This window comes from Gordonia zhaorongruii, assembly GCF_007559005.1.
In the GTDB taxonomy this organism is placed as follows: Bacteria; Actinomycetota; Actinomycetes; order Mycobacteriales; family Mycobacteriaceae; genus Gordonia; species Gordonia zhaorongruii.
On sequence record NZ_CP041763.1, the window covers coordinates 328127 to 343330 of the forward strand.

Annotated in this window: 15 protein-coding genes; 8 read left to right on the forward strand and 7 right to left on the reverse strand. The window is 67.7% G+C overall.

Annotated elements, in window-relative coordinates; all coding sequences use genetic code 11:
• The first annotated feature begins 19 nt into the window (after window positions 1–19).
• On the forward strand, window positions 20–1561 hold the full coding sequence (locus tag FO044_RS01495; RefSeq protein WP_165943075.1) for an adenylate/guanylate cyclase domain-containing protein: 1542 nt from the start codon (window positions 20–22) through the stop codon (window positions 1559–1561).
• 5 nt (window positions 1562–1566) lie between these two features.
• Here the strand turns inward: FO044_RS01495 and FO044_RS01500 are convergent, their stop codons facing one another.
• Window positions 1567–2028 carry a VOC family protein gene (locus tag FO044_RS01500; protein ID WP_132992913.1) on the reverse strand — a complete coding sequence of 154 codons (462 nt, stop codon included), beginning with the start codon at window positions 2026–2028 and terminating at the stop codon, window positions 1567–1569.
• A gap of 95 nt (window positions 2029–2123) precedes the next feature.
• Here FO044_RS01500 and purT point away from each other — a divergent pair, with 95 nt between their 5' ends.
• Window positions 2124–3899, forward strand: a complete 1776-nt coding sequence (gene purT / locus FO044_RS01505; RefSeq protein WP_132992914.1) for a formate-dependent phosphoribosylglycinamide formyltransferase — start codon at window positions 2124–2126, stop codon at window positions 3897–3899.
• A gap of 18 nt (window positions 3900–3917) precedes the next feature.
• Here purT and FO044_RS01510 read toward each other — a convergent pair whose 3' ends face one another.
• A complete protein-coding gene (locus FO044_RS01510) occupies window positions 3918–4499 on the reverse strand; it encodes a helix-turn-helix domain-containing protein (protein ID WP_132992915.1) in 582 nt (193 codons plus the stop codon).
• A gap of 113 nt (window positions 4500–4612) precedes the next feature.
• Here FO044_RS01510 and FO044_RS01515 point away from each other — a divergent pair, with 113 nt between their 5' ends.
• From FO044_RS01515 to FO044_RS01525, 3 genes are all read left to right on the forward strand, one after another.
• On the forward strand, window positions 4613–5572 hold the full coding sequence (locus FO044_RS01515) for an NAD(P)/FAD-dependent oxidoreductase (RefSeq protein ID WP_132992916.1): 960 nt from the start codon (window positions 4613–4615) through the stop codon (window positions 5570–5572).
• Window positions 5572–6228 carry a class I SAM-dependent methyltransferase gene (locus FO044_RS01520; protein ID WP_132992917.1) on the forward strand — a complete coding sequence of 219 codons (657 nt, stop codon included), beginning with the start codon at window positions 5572–5574 and terminating at the stop codon, window positions 6226–6228. Before FO044_RS01515 ends, FO044_RS01520 begins: the two co-directional genes overlap by 1 nt.
• 299 nt (window positions 6229–6527) lie before the next feature.
• Window positions 6528–7028 (forward strand): hypothetical protein, encoded by a 501-nt coding sequence (locus FO044_RS01525; RefSeq protein WP_132992918.1) that lies wholly within the window; start codon window positions 6528–6530, stop codon window positions 7026–7028.
• A gap of 95 nt (window positions 7029–7123) precedes the next feature.
• Here FO044_RS01525 and FO044_RS01530 read toward each other — a convergent pair whose 3' ends face one another.
• Window positions 7124–8512, reverse strand: a complete 1389-nt coding sequence (locus tag FO044_RS01530; protein ID WP_132992919.1) for an FAD-dependent oxidoreductase — start codon at window positions 8510–8512, stop codon at window positions 7124–7126.
• A 201-nt stretch (window positions 8513–8713) separates the two neighbouring features.
• Here FO044_RS01530 and FO044_RS01535 point away from each other — a divergent pair, with 201 nt between their 5' ends.
• Genes FO044_RS01535 through FO044_RS01545 form a run of 3 tightly spaced genes read left to right on the forward strand, consistent with a single transcriptional unit; the run spans window position 8714 to window position 10859 of the window.
• On the forward strand, window positions 8714–9238 hold the full coding sequence (locus FO044_RS01535) for an Rv0361 family membrane protein (RefSeq protein ID WP_235831399.1): 525 nt from the start codon (window positions 8714–8716) through the stop codon (window positions 9236–9238).
• Window positions 9235–9648 (forward strand): rhodanese-like domain-containing protein, encoded by a 414-nt coding sequence (locus FO044_RS01540; RefSeq protein ID WP_132992920.1) that lies wholly within the window; start codon window positions 9235–9237, stop codon window positions 9646–9648. Before FO044_RS01535 ends, FO044_RS01540 begins: the two co-directional genes overlap by 4 nt.
• 11 nt (window positions 9649–9659) lie before the next feature.
• Window positions 9660–10859, forward strand: coding sequence for an O-succinylhomoserine sulfhydrylase (locus FO044_RS01545; protein WP_132992921.1), 1200 nt, complete (start codon window positions 9660–9662; stop codon window positions 10857–10859).
• A 49-nt stretch (window positions 10860–10908) separates the two neighbouring features.
• Here FO044_RS01545 and FO044_RS01550 read toward each other — a convergent pair whose 3' ends face one another.
• The 4 genes from FO044_RS01550 to FO044_RS01565 are packed head-to-tail and all read right to left on the reverse strand — an operon-like array spanning window position 10909 to window position 15204.
• Window positions 10909–12111 carry an isochorismate synthase gene (locus FO044_RS01550; RefSeq protein WP_235831400.1) on the reverse strand — a complete coding sequence of 401 codons (1203 nt, stop codon included), beginning with the start codon at window positions 12109–12111 and terminating at the stop codon, window positions 10909–10911.
• Window positions 12112–12158: 47 nt separating this feature from the next.
• Entirely contained in the window at window positions 12159–12758 is a 600-nt protein-coding gene (locus tag FO044_RS01555) for a hypothetical protein (protein ID WP_132992922.1), read from the reverse strand.
• Between the two features lie 3 nt (window positions 12759–12761).
• The gene (locus FO044_RS01560) at window positions 12762–14039 is read right to left on the reverse strand and encodes a TFIIB-type zinc ribbon-containing protein (RefSeq protein WP_132992923.1); all 1278 of its coding nucleotides are present in this window, start codon (window positions 14037–14039) and stop codon (window positions 12762–12764) included.
• The gene (locus tag FO044_RS01565) at window positions 14032–15204 is read right to left on the reverse strand and encodes an SPFH domain-containing protein (RefSeq protein ID WP_132992924.1); all 1173 of its coding nucleotides are present in this window, start codon (window positions 15202–15204) and stop codon (window positions 14032–14034) included. Before FO044_RS01565 ends, FO044_RS01560 begins: the two co-directional genes overlap by 8 nt.

A 15204-nucleotide genomic window follows, 5' to 3' on the forward strand; every position in this document is an offset into this window, starting at 1 on the left:
AGTCGGGGGTTAGCCGGACATGGAGCTGCCGAGCCTGAATCGGGACTACGGCTCCGTCATGCTGGGGTCCGTTGATCAAACGCCTCGTCAGCAACGCATCCGTATTCAGGTCCTGCTGACGGGCGCTGTCGTCACGGCGAACGTCATCGGCATCCTGATCGCCGTCGGGCTCGGTGCGGTCGGCATCCCCGAGCCGTCAACGCTCCGATGGGACTTGGCGTACGTCAATTTCATCGCCGTCCCTGTCTACATCCTGGTTGCTCTGATCATCGGCGTCGTCTTCGGGACCGCGTCGACCGTCAAGGCGCTGCGGTGGTCGATAAACGACGAGATCCCCAGCCGGGAGGACGCTCGCCGATCGGTGCGTGCGGTGCGCCGCCTCGTGTGGATGCAGGGGCTGCTCTGGGTGGGCGGCGCTGCCGTCCTCGGTCTCTGTTACGGACTCGTCGATCCCGATCTCATCATGAAGACCGTGTTCATCGTCCTGATGTGCGCGACGGTCGTGGTCGCGATCGCCAGGCTCTACACCGAGATCCTGCTGCGTCCCGTATGGGCGCAGATCCTGCAGGCCGGCCTCGGACTGCGAGGTAGCTCGGTGCGCTCGCGCGCCATCAACTCGTGGCTCATCGGGACCGGCATTCCGCTGGCGGGCATCACGCTGGTGCTCCTGTTCGGCGTCCTGCGCTCGGACACGAGCAAGACGAGCATCCTCATCTCGGTGACCGTGCTCGCCGCTGTGGCCGCATGCGTCGGTCTGCTCACCGAGTACCTGTTCGTCTGGAGCATCACCGGGCCGCTGCGCAGCGTCCGCGACGGCATGGCCACGGTCCGGACCGGCGATGTGAACCGAGCCCAGGACATCGTCGTGTACGACGGTTCCGAACTCGGCGAACTCCAGTACGGATTCAACGCGATGGTGAGCAGTCTGCGGGAGCAGGAGCGCATGCGCGACCTGTTCGGCCGTCACGTGGGACGCGACGTGGCCGCCGCGGCACTGCGCCGCGATCCGCAGCTCGGGGGAGAGGAGCGCGTCGTGGCCGTCGTGTTCGTCGACGTGATCGGCTCGACGACGATCGCTGAGCACCGTTCGCCCACCGAGGTGGTGGATCTGCTCAACAAGTTCTTCGCGGTGATCGTCGAGGCGACTGAACGCAACGGCGGCCTGGTCAACAAATTCGAAGGCGACGCGGTGCTCGCGATCTTCGGTGCGCCCGTCGACCTGGACAACTCGGCCTCGAGTGCGTTGGTGGCCGCGCGTGAGATCTCCGATGGCTTGCACGCCAGGGTGCCGGAGCTGTCTGCGGGCGTTGGCGTGAGCTTCGGCAGCGTGGTGGCGGGAAACGTCGGTGCGGTGCAGCGATTCGAGTACACGGTGATCGGCGATCCGGTGAACGAGAGCGCTCGGCTCAGCGAGCTGGCCAAGGACGATCCGCGGTACCCGGTCGCCGCGTTACGTGCGATCGATGCCGCGGCGCAGGAGGAAGCGGCCCGCTGGACCCCCTGGCGTGAGGTGACGTTGCGTGGCCGGAGTGAGCCGACACCGGTGTTCGTCGCCAGATGAATGCCTCAGTCGAGGCAGAACTCGTTGTCCTCCGGGTCGGTCAGCACGATGTAGCCGCCCTCCATCGGAGGATCGGGATCCTGGCGTCGCACCCGCGTCGCGCCCAGCGCCTCCAACTCTGCGCACGCTGCCTCCAGTGCGGCCATTCGCTCGTCACCGGCCAACCCCGGCGCCCCGCGTACGTCGAGATGCACACGGTTCTTGACGGTCTTCTCCTCGGGAACACGCTGGAAGAACAGTCGTGCACCGGTCCCGCCCGGATCTTCTGCCGCAGACCGCGAATTCCATTCGGAAGCCGGGACTCCCATCCGCTCGAGGAACGCGTCCCAGGCGTCGAACGGATCGGCCCAGGAATCGAGATCCACGCCCGGCGGTCCCGGGATCAGATAGCCGAGGGCCGCCGCCCAGAACCGCGACTGCGATCGCGGATCGTGCGCGTCGAAGGTGATCTGTAGGTCTCTGCTCATGCGTCGCCTGCCTTCCGATGAGAGCTCCGGCACAGCGTACGACGATCGAACGGCGTGCGCCGGGGCTCGGATCCGAGACCCGTAAACTGGAAGGCATGGCGTCTACGGTGATCGGCACTCCACTGAGTCCTACCGCGGTCAAGGTCCTCCTGCTCGGTTCCGGGGAACTGGGCAAGGAAGTGGCTATCGCGTTGCAGCGCTTCGGCGTCGAGGTGATCGCCGTCGACCGCTACGCGGACGCACCGGGGCACCAGGTGGCCCATCACGCCGAGGTCATCGATATGACAGACGCCGAGCAGGTACGCGCCGTCATCGACAAACACCGTCCGCATTACGTGCTCCCGGAGATCGAGGCGATCGCCACCGACGCACTCGAAGACGTCGAGAAGGACGGAATCGCGGAGGTCATCCCCAGCGCGAAGGCCGTCTCCGCGACCCTCAATCGAGAGGGGATCCGCAAGCTGGCAGACGAGGAACTCGGGCTTCCGACATCGCCGTACCTGTTCGCGGGGTCGCTCGAGGAGATGCGCCGCGCGGTGACCAGCATCGGGTTCCCCTGTGTGGTGAAGCCGATCATGTCGTCGTCGGGCAAGGGGCAGAGCGTTCTGAAGGGCCCCGACGACGTCGACGCTGCGTGGGAGGCCGCGCGCACCGGCGCCCGGGTGAGCAACGACCGGGTGATCGTCGAGGGGTTCGTCGAATTCGACTACGAGATCACGCTGCTGACGGTTCGCGCCGTCGACCCGGCGACCGGCCGGCTCGCCACCTACTTCTGCGACCCGATCGGGCACCGGCAGGTGTCCGGCGACTACGTCGAGAGCTGGCAGCCGCAACCGATGAGCCCGGTGGCGCGTGACGCGGCCCGCTCGGTCGCCGCCAGGATCGCGACGGCGATGGGCGACACTTCGACAGGTCCGGATCGCAACCCGCTCCTGGGACGCGGTGTCTTCGGCGTCGAGCTGTTCGTGAAGGGCGACGAGGTCTACTTCTCCGAAGTGAGTCCGCGCCCGCACGACACCGGGCTCGTCACCTTGGCGTCCCAGCAGCTCTCCGAGTTCGAGCTGCATGCGCGGGCGGTTCTCGGGCTGCCCGTCGACACGCGAAGCGTCGCGCCGGGGGCGTCCGCCGTGATCTACGGCGAGCACGATGAGAAGGGCATCAAGTTCGCCGGCGTCGCGCAGGCACTCGCCGACCCCGAGGTGGATGTCCGGCTGTTCGGAAAGCCGGAGAGCTTCTCGCGCCGGCGCATGGGAGTCGCGGTGTCGACGGGTCGTGACATCGCCGAGGCTCGCCGAAAGGCAACGCGCGCAGCCGGCCTCGTTACGCCTCTGCGGGCAGGCGATGAGCCGGGGCAGGTTGGGGATCCGGCTCCCGAGACGGACGGTGAGGCCGAGGGCGTGCCGGATGCGGACATCTGGACGGAGGTCGACCCCGGGCCGGAGTCGGCGGCAGGACCGAGTGCCCGATCGCAGCCGGGCGCTCAGCCCGGATCGCCGAATCAGCAGGCCCCGAATCGGCAGGCCCCGACGCCGCCGGAGGGGGCACCGCAGGTGCGTCGTCCGGGACCGCCCCCGAATGCTCCGCGTCCCCGCCAAGGACCACCCGGGGGGCCGCCTCCGTCAGGTGGCCCACCCCCATCCGGCCCACCCCCATCCGGCCCGCCCCCATCCGGACAACCCCGGCCCGGTCCCCGCCCGCCGCAGCGATACGGGCCGCCTCCCGGTGGCCCCCAGGGCCCGCCGCCGCGCCGTCCGGGACCGAACATGCCGCGTCCGCCCGCCGGCCGTCCCGGACCCGGTCCTGCGCGGCCCAGTGGTCCGCGCCCGCCGATGGGGCCACCGCCTGCCGGACCGCCGCCGCCCCGGAGTTGATCGAGGGGCGGCCGGCCGTCAGGCGGGAGAGGTGCGGACGTGTGCGCGTTCGCCCTGGCTGCCGACGAGGCTGAGGAACTCCACCGGCCCTGAACTCGTGGCGCCGAACCAGTGCGGGGTGCGGGTGTCGAACTCGGCGGCCTCGCCCGGACTGAGGATCAGGTCGCGCTCGCCGAGGACGAGGCGCAGCTTGCCGTTGAGGACGAAAGCCCAGTCGAAGCCCTCATGCGTGCGCAGGTCGGGCTCGGCGTCGTCGCGTCCGGTGGGCAGGATGAACTTGTAGGCCTGAATGCCGCCGGGTCTGCGACTCAACGGCAGGATGGTCCGACCGTCATCGGTGGGGATCGGACGCAGATTGACGCGCGGATCACCGGTCAACGGTGCGTCGACGAGCTCATCCAAGGTGACGCCGTACGAGCGTGCCAGCGGTAGCAACTGCTCCAAGGTCGGGCGCCGGAGCCCGGATTCCAGGCGCGACAGCGTGCTGCTCGAGATGCCGGTCTCTTCGGAGAGGTCGGTCAGCGTGGTGCCGCGGTGCTGCCGCAGGTGCTTCAGCCGGGTGCCGACGGCATCGAGAGTGTGGTCTGTGGGATCGGCCATGTTCTCGAGTTTGCCATTCGGCAACAAGTATTGCCAATACGGCTGATTGTGGTCATTCTTGTGGAGACAGGTTGTCGAGACGGCAGCCGCCGACGTTTCCGGGAGGGCGAGACATGACAGAACGCGACGACGAGACCCGCGACGTAGTGGTGGTAGGAGGCGGTGCGGCCGGCCTCAGCGCGGCGTTGACGCTGGCCCGGGCGCGGCGATCGGTGACGGTCGTCGATGCCGGCGAGCCGAGGAACGCACCGGCTGACGGCGTCCACGGGTTGCTCGGCCTCGAGGGTACGAATCCGGGAGAGCTGCTGGCGCGGGGACGTGACGAGGTCGTCGGCTACGGCGGCGAGATTCTCCCCGGTGAGGTCGCCGGCGTCTCCGGGGTCCCGGACGAGTTCTCGGTGGCGCTTCGCGACGGCCCTGTCCTGCGCGCCCGTCGCCTCCTCATCGCCACCGGTCTGGTCGACGAGCTGCCGGACATCCCCGGAGTGCGTGAGCAGTGGGGACACGGTGTTCTGCACTGCCCGTACTGCCACGGTTGGGAGGTGCGCGACCGTCGGATCGGCGTGCTGGGCACCGACCCGATGGCGTTTCACAAGGTGATGCTGTTCCGCCAATGGAGTCCGGACGTCGTGTTCTTCGCCAACGGCAACCCGATCGAACCGCAGGATCGCACCACTCTGAACGCGCTCGACGCCCAGGTCGTCGAAGGAGTGATCTCGCGACTCGAGATCGACGGCGACGAGCTGAGCGGCGTCCGGCTCGACGGGGGCGCGACCGTGCCGGTCGATGCCGTGGTGGTGTCCACGCGGATGGTCGCCCGCACCGATGTCGTCGCCGGGATCGGCATCTCGCCCACAACCCACCCAGCCGGGGCGTTCATCGAGACCGACCAGTTCGGTGCCACCTCGGTGCCCGGAGTGTGGGCCGCGGGCAACTCGTCCGACATCGGTGCGCAGGTCAGCAATGCTGCCGCGGACGGTGCGCGAGCCGCCCAGCACATCAACACCGACCTCATCATGAAAGACCTCGAACGCGCCGTGTCCGCGGCAGCCGCCGACGAAGGAGACAACTGATGGAGCACACGTTCGACACCGAGTACTGGGATCAGATCTGGGGCGGCGAGCGTGCTCAGTCCATGGGATCGGGCGCAGCGAACCCGCATCTGGTTCGGGAAGTCGGCGACCTGACGCCCGGGACCGCGCTCGAGGCGGGATGCGGCGCAGGCGCCGAGGCGATCTGGCTCGCCACCCGTGGCTGGCAGGTCACCGGCGCCGACATCGCCGCCGGGGCGCTCGACCGGGCGGCCGAGCGGGCTGCGGACGCCGGGGTCGGCGACCGGGTGGAGTGGGTGCGGGCCGACCTGTCCACGTGGGAGCCGGGCATCGGCTACGGCCTGGTCACCACGCACTACGCACATCCCGCCATCCCGCAGCTGGAGTTCTACGACCGCATCGCCGGGTGGGTGGCGCCCGGTGGAACGCTGCTCATCGTCGGCCATCTGCACCAGAGTGGTCACGGCAGCGGCGGCGGACATGGGCACGGACACGGGCATAACGCCGACGGTCCGCCCGAATCGGCTTCGGCGACCGCGGTCACCATCACCGAACGCCTCGATCGCGATCGGTGGGAGGTGGTGACCGCCGAGGAGTCGCACCGCACCATGCCCGGCCCCGGCGGCAAGGAGACCACCATCCACGATGTCGTCGTGCGGGCCATCCGTCGCCGTTGATCTCCCCGACAGCAGTGCCGCGCACGCGTACGGGCGCGCGGCGCTGTTCACCACCATCTTGGGCGGTTCCACATGAGCACGGTTCCACGCCGGAGTCGCGGTATCAGTCCAACTCCGATTTCTGAGTGTTCACTGAACAATCTGGTAACACTTCTTGAGTGAGACGCCGATAGTTGAGTAAGGGTGGATTGAGGGGTCCTTCCCTTTTGTTGGAGGATGCCTTTCGCTCGTGCTCCTGCGCATTGGCGAAAGGCATCCGCCCGCTCGCTCTGAATAACTGGAAACGAAAGGTGTTCGACATGAGGAAGACCCTGAAGCGCGCCATCGCAGGCGTCGCAGCCGCCGGTGCCATGGGCGCCGGTTCGCTGGTCGCAGCCCCCGAGGCGCAGGCCGCCGCTCCCGGCGACCTCCAGATCATCGGCGGCGTGAGCTGCACATTCAAGCTGTGGGGCCCGGACTGGTCCGACGGACCGCAGTGGCAGATGCACCGCTGGATGGGCGTCAAGAACATCGGCGGCAGCACGATGACCGGTGTGACCGTGACCGAATTCGGCGGGCCCACCAAGTGGGTGCCGGCGAACAAGGAGCGCGACACCAAGGTCGGCGAACTCGAAGCCGGGCAGACCTCCGTGACGGTCTCCACCAAGTGGAAGGGCTGCTGGCCCTCCTCGGTTTCCGGATACACGATCGCACGGCAGGTCGAGAACCCATTCAACAATGCGGGATTCTGGCAGAACGTCCGGCGTGCTCAGCCTAAGGGCGGCGAGCAGGGCATGATCCAGAACGATCCCACGAGTTGATCGGCAGTTCGAACAGGCGTTTCGCCCCGTAATAAAAGGTCCGCCCCGAATGATCGGGGCGGACCTTTTCTGCGCTGTGGCCTACTCGTGGACGGCTACTTCTGGATCTTGTTCGGCTCGGAGGCTGCCAGCATGTCCTCGCGCTCCACGACCTTGACGCGCTCGCGGCCGACTGCAGCACCGAGCGCGCGCTCGTGCTCGTCGAGCCGGTACCAGCCGTCCCACGTGGTGAACGGGACCTTCCGCGACTCCAGCAGTTCGACGATCGCGTCCTCGTCGGCGTTCTCCGGGGTGTTGAGGGCATCGTCGCGCATGTCCGCGAGGATGCACTCGACGGTCTCGTTCGCGTCGCCCTTGGTGTGACCGATGAGACCGACGGGGCCGCGCTTGATCCAGCCCGTCGTGTAGAGGCCGGTGAGGTGTGCGCCGTCGTCGAACACGCGGCCGGCCTCGTTCGGGATCACGCCCGCCTGGTTGTCGAACGGCAGACCCGGAAGGTTGTCCGACAGGTAGCCGACCGCACGGTAGACGGCGGTGACATCCCAATCGCGGATCTTGCCGGTCGGATTCACGTTGCCCGTGCCGTCGAGTTCGGTGCGCTCGGTGCGCAGACCGACCACCTTGCCGTCCTCACCGACGACCTCGACCGGATTCTCGAAGAAGTGCAGGTACAGCTTGTGGATCGCCCCTTGCTTGGGTTCGCGGATCGCGTAGTTCTCGATGATCGTCGCGACCTGATCGGTGATCTTGCTGCTGCGACGTGCGACGGCGGAACCCTCGTCGTACTCGATGTCCTCGGGATCGACGATCACCTCGATGTTCGGGGAGTGGTCGAGTTCCTTCAATTCGAGCGGGGTGAACTTGGCCTGTGCCGGACCACGACGGCCGAACACGTGGACCTCGACCGCCTTGTTGTTCTTCAGTCCCTCGTAGACGTTGTCCGGGATCTCGGTCGGCAGCAGCTCGTCGCCGGTCTTGGCGAGCACGCGCGCGACGTCGAGAGCGACGTTGCCCACGCCGATGACGGCGACCTTCTCCTCGTCGAGCGGCCAGGTGCGAGCGAAGTCGGGGTGGCCGTCGTACCAGGCGACGAACTGTCCCGCGCCGTAGCTGCGCTCCAGATCCATGCCCGGGATGCCCATGCCGCGATCATCCGTCGCGCCCGTGGAGAACACCACCGCGTCGTAGTGCGCGCGCAGGTCGTCGAGCGTGATGTCGGTGCCGTAATCGATGTTGCCGAGCAGGCGGACCTGCGGCTTGTCGAGCACCTTGTGCAGAGCGTTGATGATCCCCTTGATGCGGGGATGGTCGGGTGCGACGCCGTACCGGATCAGGCCGAACGGGGCGGGCATGCGCTCGTATAGATCGATGCTCACACCGCGTTCACCTGCGGTGTCCGACTTCATCAGGGCATCTGCACAGTAGATGCCGGCCGGACCGGCGCCGACGATCGCTACCCGCAACGGGCGGTTGGTGTCAGTCATGTGCTGATGCTTCCTAGCTTGATGGGGTGCTATCACCTCTACGTTAGGGCGTGGCGCGCCCCGACCAAAATCTGAAAGTGAGGGCAGCCTCAGTGGACGGACCGTGACGAAAACTCTTGACGGACGGATTGCCGTATGCCGCGTTGAACTGCACCGGCCGTCCCGGCAGTCGCCCGCGGGGAGTCGATAGACTAGACCATCATGAGTGCGAAGCGGCCCGACGATGCCGGGCAGGAATCCGACGGGAACGAGTCCACCGAGGGCAGCAGTGCCGCAGAAATCTCGAGTGCACCGCGGTCCTGGCGGGATCTGCTCCCGTTCATCATCGCGGTATCGGTCGCCGTCGTGATCCTCGCCGCGATCGGGATATCGCATCTCGTCCGGCCGTCCGAGGAGCGGGTCAGCGAGGACGCGAAGATCCAGTACGTCGTCAACGACATGTACAGCGCCCGCAACGCCCTCAATTACGAGATGTACCGGGGTGCGCACTGCGAGAAGGATCTCGCGGCGAAGGACTTCCCTTCCGCCCGTCAGTTCGCCGATACCAACCGCGTCGAGAACGAGGCCAACGGCCAACTCGTCGTCCCGAGCATGGACGTCGAGACCACTGGCGATCGCGCCTCGGTGACGGTCCACGAGCATCGCGAACGAGATGAGCAGAAGAAGCTGACCACCGACCTGACCCTGATCAAGCAGGGCGAGAACTGGAAGGTGTGCAGCGCATGAGCTACGCCGGAGACATCACTGTCCGCGACGCGTGGGACCGGCTGACCGGGGATCCGCGTACCGTCCTCGTCGACTGCCGCACCCAGGCCGAATGGAACTTCGTCGGAGTACCCGACATCTCGTCCCTCGGCAAGCGGGCCCTGTTCATCGAATGGGTCGACTTCCCGAACGGTGCACTCAACCAGCGATTCGTCGACGATCTGCTGGCCGCGGGTGTGGAGGGCGACGCGGAGGTGCTGTTCCTGTGCCGGTCCGGGGCCCGATCCATCGGTGCTGCAGAGGCCGCCACCGCAGCCGGATTCACCAAGGCGTACAACATTCTCGACGGGTTCGAAGGGGCGACAGACGCCGAAGGACATCGTGGGGCAGCAGGCTGGCGAGCCGAGTCCCTCCCGTGGCGGCAGTCGTAAGGAGCGCGCAGATGAGCAGTGAACTTCCGGAGTGGGCGTCACCGGAGACCGTCGCGGTGCGCGGCGGTCTGATGCGGTCCGGCTTCTTCGAGACGTCGGAGGCCCTCTACCTCAACAGCGGCTACGTCTTCGAGTCGGCGGAGGCCGCCGAACGCGCTTTCACCGGTGAGGACAAGCGGTTCGTCTACTCGCGGTACGGCAACCCGACAGTCGCCATGTTCCAGGAGCGTCTGCGCCAGATGGAAGGCGCCGAAGCCTGCTTCGCGACGGCGAGCGGCATGGCCGCCGTGTTCGTGGCGCTCGGCGCGATTCTGAAGAGCGGTAGCCGACTCGTCGCCGCGCGGAGCCTGTTCGGTTCGTGCTTCGTGATCTGCAACGAGATCCTGCCCTCGTGGGGCGTCGAGACCGTGTTCGTCGACGGTGACGACCTCCAGCAGTGGGAGGAAGCGCTGTCGACGCCCGCGGACGCCGTCTTCTTCGAGACGCCGTCGAACCCGATGCAGACCCTCGTCGACGTCCGCGCGGTGGCCGACATGGCGCACGCCGCGGGCGCGAAAGTGGTGCTCGACAACGTATTCGCCACACCGCTGCTGCAGCGTGGACTCGACATGGGCGCCGATGTGATCGTCTACTCGGGCACCAAGCACATCGACGGTCAGGGACGCGTGATGGGCGGCGCGATCATGGGCACCGCCGAGTACATCGACGGCCCGGTGCGCACACTGATGCGGCACACCGGGCCGGCATTGAGCCCGTTCAACGCCTGGGTGATGCTCAAGGGTCTCGAGACGATGAAGATCCGCCTCGACCAGTCGGTGTCGACCGCGCTTCGGATCGCCGAGTTCCTCGACGCCGATCCGCGAGTCGACACGACGATCTATCCGTTCCTCGCGTCGCATCCCCAGTACGACCTCGCCCGCACACAGATGTCCGGCGGCGGCACCGTCGTGACGTTCGGGCTCGGTGAGGCGCCGGGGAAGAGCGGCAAGGAACGGGCGTTCGAGGTACTCAACGGCCTCCAACTGGTCGACATCTCGAACAATCTGGGGGATGCGAAGAGCTTGATCACGCACCCCGCGACCACCACCCACCGAGCCATGGGGCCGGACGGCCGTGCGTCGATCGGCCTGACGGACTCGATGGTCCGGCTGTCGGTCGGGCTGGAAGCTCCCGACGACCTGCTTCGCGACCTGGACTCGGCCCTCGGCTGACTGGGGTCATCGGCTGCTTGCGGAAGGCCTGCCGTATCGAAAGCCGGTCTCAGTGGACGTCGAGGGCGTCGAGCACCGTGCGGAACTTGGCGGTGGTCTCGGCGACCTCCGTGTCAGGGTCCGATCCGGCGACGATGCCGCCGCCTGCCCAGGTGGTGACCGCAGTGTGCTCCGAGTCGAGTTCCAGACAGCGGATCGAGACGAGCCAGCGGCCGTCTCCATTGCGATCGCACCAACCCACCGCCCCCGCGTAGAAGTCGCGCGGACCCTCCAGTTCGGTGATCAAGTCGGCGGCCGCAGCGGTGGGAGTGCCGCATACCGCGGGAGTAGGGGAGAGCGCGACGGCCAGGTCGAGTGCGGTCAGCGTCGGGTCGGCGAGGACTCCTCGGATCGGGGTCGCGAGGTGCCAGACCGCGGGAGTCGACTCGATGCACGGACCTTCCGGTACCTCGAGTTCGGTGCACAGCGGGGTCAGTGCGGTTACCAGCGAGTCGACGACGAAGGCGTGCTCGCGCAGGTCCTTGTCCGATCGTCGAAGCGCGTCGACCGCGAGGCGATCGGTGGCGGAATCGTTGCCACGGGGCACGGTTCCGGCGAACGGATGGCAGGTGACGACGTCGCCGTCCTTGCGGATGAGGAGCTCGGGGCTGGCCCCGATCAGCCAGCGGCCGTCGCGTCCCGGTGCAGCGTCGAGCGGGACGGCGAATGACGTGGTGGTCGACGCGTCGCGCCCAGGTCGAAACCGCTCGGCGAGTGCAAGCGGGTCGATCGGAGCATCGAACTCCACTGTCATTGTTCGGGCCAGCACCGCCTTCTGCACACGTCCCGCGGCGATCGCCTCGATCGCCGCGCGGACGCGGTCACCGTGGACCTCGGCCGGCGTGATCGTGGAGGAGACCGCGGACGGGAACTCACCGGATTCTCGCCCCGGCCCAGCATGCGCGGGGCTGAATTCAGTGGCGTCAACCTCGCTCGTCGTCTGAGTGGTACCGCTGACGGCCGGCATTCCCCTATAGCCGGTTGCCGACCGGGAGCGGTACCACTCCGACGACGAACGAACGAGCTCGGGAGCGATGAGGGCCGCCGGAGCTGACGAGTCGAAGCCGAATGCCCCGGTGAGTCCGTCGACTGCGCCCGCGCGCAGCGCGTCCCGGGCGGCGGCGACGGAGTGAAACCGCTCGTGAACCCCGTAGCCGATCCGTGTCTCGTCGCTGGTCGCGAACATCGAGGAGATGTCGAGGGCGTCGGTCACTCCGACGAGATTACCGGGCGGCGCTCGGCGAGTGGAGGGGCGCCTGATCAGGACGGTAGCGGCGGCTCGGGTGAGTCGTCCGTCGACCGCGGCGCAGCGGCCCGGCCGGTCGCGGGCGGGTCGGTCGCGGGTGGTTCGACCACGGGCGGCAGGTTCGGTGGTGCTGCCGGTGCGGGGCGGGAGAACCGGTCGATGTGCTCGGCGGTGGCCTCGGCCCGGCCGACGGCGCCATCCCCCGAGGAGAGGGCGACCGTCTGCGCGCCGGACTCGAGCGCCTGCACCCCGCGCTCCACCTCGGCCAGCGGGCCGGGTTTAGCGTTCGCGGGGAGTGACCAGATCGCGACGAGTCGTTCGTCGAGTTCGGAGGCCGACACGAACAGTCGTCCCCGATCGTCGATCTCGGCGGCGCCGGAGCGTCCGGCGGTGGCGTCCAACGCGGCGAGTGCATCCCGGATGCGGCGATGCAGACGTGCCTCCGGATCGTGGGACCCGGCCCAGGACGCCGGGACGGCGATGTCGATGCCGGGGATCGACGCGCTCGCTGCCAGTTGCTTCTTCGCCGACCGTGCCAGCGCAATCGCGAACACGCCGCCGATCACCAGGAACACCACGAGGGCGACGACGATCAGAATGAGGATGGTCTCCACCGGTTACCTCTTCGAGTACAGATAGGCGATCACGCCCATCACGATGATGGCCGCGATCACGGCCATCGCGATCTTCACCTTGCTCCACGGGCGTTCGCCCTGGACCTCGCCGGTCAGTCCGTTGACGAGCACCTGAAACGGCTTCCCGTCGTAATTGACGGTGAGCAGCCACATCGGGAGCAGCAGGTACATGAACTGCAGCAGGCCGAACTGCGTCTGTCGCTGATGGATCTGCTGCATGTCGCCGCCGATGTCGCGGCGGATCGTGTACTCCACCTGCTGATCCACGCGGGGCCGGGCGGACTGCTCGAACACTGAGACCGGGTCCCGATCGTAGGTGCGCGAGAGATGGCCTGCGACGAACTCGGGCTGGTAGGGGACGGCGGCCTGGATCGGCCACGGCTCCAGTTCGCGGACGCGGTCGGCGTCCATTCCGGTGTTCGCGAGCTCGGGCAGGTCCCGGATCTGGTCCTGCACCATGCCGCGTGTAGGCCGCCAGCGGATGCGCGTCTCCGTGCGGCGGTTCTCGCCCGACCCGACGACCACCGTGTACGTGTCGCCGCGCAAGCCGCTGTACTGCGTCGTCGCGTCCACGTCGTAGGAGTAGTACGACATGTAGACGCTCGTGAACGATCCGAGAGTCCGATACTTCTTGAACTCGCGGGGCGCGAACCAGCGGCTGTTGATCCACTTCTCGATCGACTGGCGAGCGGCCGGTTCACCGACTTGCAGGGGAACGATCGAGTCGAGGGCGAAGCGTTCGGGTGCGTCCTGGACGTCGTCGCGCTGGATGGGCGTGGCGCAGTACGGGCATCGCGTCGCGGTGAGGCTGCCGTTGAAGATCGTGCGGCCACCGCACGACTGGCAGACAACCTGATGCTCGCCGCCGCCGGTCGACGTCAGTCCGACTGCGTCGTCGATCTTGCTCATCGCCGACTGCAGGTCGTGCTTGTCGACCTGGGCGGACGGGTCGAGAACGATCGGGTACGACGTTCCGCACGAGCGGCACAGCAGGTTCTGCTGATCGGGTGCGAATATCAGTGGCGCACCGCACGACCCGCACGGGTAGGTGCGCGTCTGCTCGGTGACGTGATGAATCGCGCGGTCGGCGGCGCGTGGCGCCCGTGGAGTCTGATCGTCCGCCGGCGGAGTGGACGGTGGATCGGCCGATCCGACGGAACCCCGGCCCGGCAACGGCGGCGGGACCGGACGTGCGTGCGGCCCCGGTTCAGCCGGGCCCTCCTCGGGTGGCAGTGGCGGCGGCTGCGTCGGATCACTCATCCGGCGACGCGGGCGGTGCAGGAGGAGCGGGCGGTGCAGGCGGAGCCTGTGGGGGCAGCGGGGGAGGTGTCGGTGCGAACAGGGCCGACAAGGCGGGAACCTGGCCCGCCTGCTCCCATCCGGCCATCCCGGCGGACCAGACGAGCGTGGTCGGTGTGACGGCGCCGCGGAGCTGATCGAGCGTGTAGGGACCGGCTGCGGCACCGTTCTGCTCGATGTGGAACTTCTGCGCCGTCGGAATGGGCGGCGGCTCCTGCTGGGCCTGCTGCTGCTGTTGCGGCTGCTGGCCGAACTGGCTGGCGAACTGGCCGCCCATCGCAACACCCATGCCCGCCGACAGCATGTCGCCCATCGCCGAGCCGCCGGGGTTCTGCGCGGCCGCGAGCATCGAATCGGCTGCCTTGCCCTGTTGGTAGCGGTTCAGATCGCCGACGTTGTTGAGGAAGCCCTTCTCCTCCACACCGCGGGCGACGCCGCGCGTCATCGCGGCGGTGATCTCGTCGGGGAGCGAGATGTTCATCGTCACCGATTCGACGGTGAGCCCGAATTCGTCGTCGACGCGGGTCTCGACGTAGTCGCGGAGCTGGGCCGAGAGCTCGACTTGCTTTCCCTGCAGGTCGATGGCGCCGACCCCGGTCTCGAGAATCATGTCGGAGAACGCGGTGGAGATGACGCGACGCAGCAACTCGGCGATCTCGTCGGCGTTCACCTGGCTGTCGGCGCCGATCACCTCGCGCAGGAAGATCGCCGGATCGGCGATCCGGATGATGCACAGCCCGTTGGCCCGGACCTGGACCATCCCGAAGTCGGGGTCGCGCAACGTGATCGGGTTGGGCGTGCCCCAGCGCAGGTCGGTGACCGGCCGCCGGTTGATGAAGTACACCTCGCTGCGGAACGGGCTGTTGAAGCCGTGCTTCCACCCTTGCAGCGTGCTCATGATGGGCAGGTTCTCGGTGGTGAGCTCGTAGTGGCCCGGACCGAAAGTGTCGGCGAGCTGGCCGCGGTACACGAAGACCGCCTGCTGGCCCTCGCGGACGATCAGCTGCGCACCGTTCTTGATCTCGTTGTTGTAGCGGGGGAACCGCCACGCGAGTGTCGAGCGCGAATCGTCGATCCACTCGATGATGTCGACGAGTTCTCCGCGCATCCTGTCGATGATGCCCAT

Bases quoted from the DNA above. Each gene is read 5' to 3' on its own strand.
- FO044_RS01495 (WP_165943075.1), top strand. From the start codon at position 20: ATGGAGCTGCCGAGCCTGAATCGGGACTACGGCTCCGTCATGCTGGGG.
- FO044_RS01530 (WP_132992919.1), bottom strand. From the start codon at position 8,512: ATGACTGACACCAACCGCCCGTTGCGGGTAGCGATCGTCGGCGCCGGT.
- FO044_RS01560 (WP_132992923.1), bottom strand. From the start codon at position 14,039: ATGAGTGATCCGACGCAGCCGCCGCCACTGCCACCCGAGGAGGGCCCG.
- FO044_RS01515 (WP_132992916.1), top strand. From the start codon at position 4,613: ATGACAGAACGCGACGACGAGACCCGCGACGTAGTGGTGGTAGGAGGC.
- FO044_RS01545 (WP_132992921.1), top strand. From the start codon at position 9,660: ATGAGCAGTGAACTTCCGGAGTGGGCGTCACCGGAGACCGTCGCGGTG.
- FO044_RS01525 (WP_132992918.1), top strand. From the start codon at position 6,528: ATGAGGAAGACCCTGAAGCGCGCCATCGCAGGCGTCGCAGCCGCCGGT.
- FO044_RS01520 (WP_132992917.1), top strand. From the start codon at position 5,572: ATGGAGCACACGTTCGACACCGAGTACTGGGATCAGATCTGGGGCGGC.
- FO044_RS01565 (WP_132992924.1), bottom strand. From the start codon at position 15,204: ATGGGCATCATCGACAGGATGCGCGGAGAACTCGTCGACATCATCGAG.
- FO044_RS01510 (WP_132992915.1), bottom strand. From the start codon at position 4,499: ATGGCCGATCCCACAGACCACACTCTCGATGCCGTCGGCACCCGGCTG.
- purT (WP_132992914.1), top strand. From the start codon at position 2,124: ATGGCGTCTACGGTGATCGGCACTCCACTGAGTCCTACCGCGGTCAAG.
- FO044_RS01535 (WP_235831399.1), top strand. From the start codon at position 8,714: ATGAGTGCGAAGCGGCCCGACGATGCCGGGCAGGAATCCGACGGGAAC.
- FO044_RS01540 (WP_132992920.1), top strand. From the start codon at position 9,235: ATGAGCTACGCCGGAGACATCACTGTCCGCGACGCGTGGGACCGGCTG.
- FO044_RS01500 (WP_132992913.1), bottom strand. From the start codon at position 2,028: ATGAGCAGAGACCTACAGATCACCTTCGACGCGCACGATCCGCGATCG.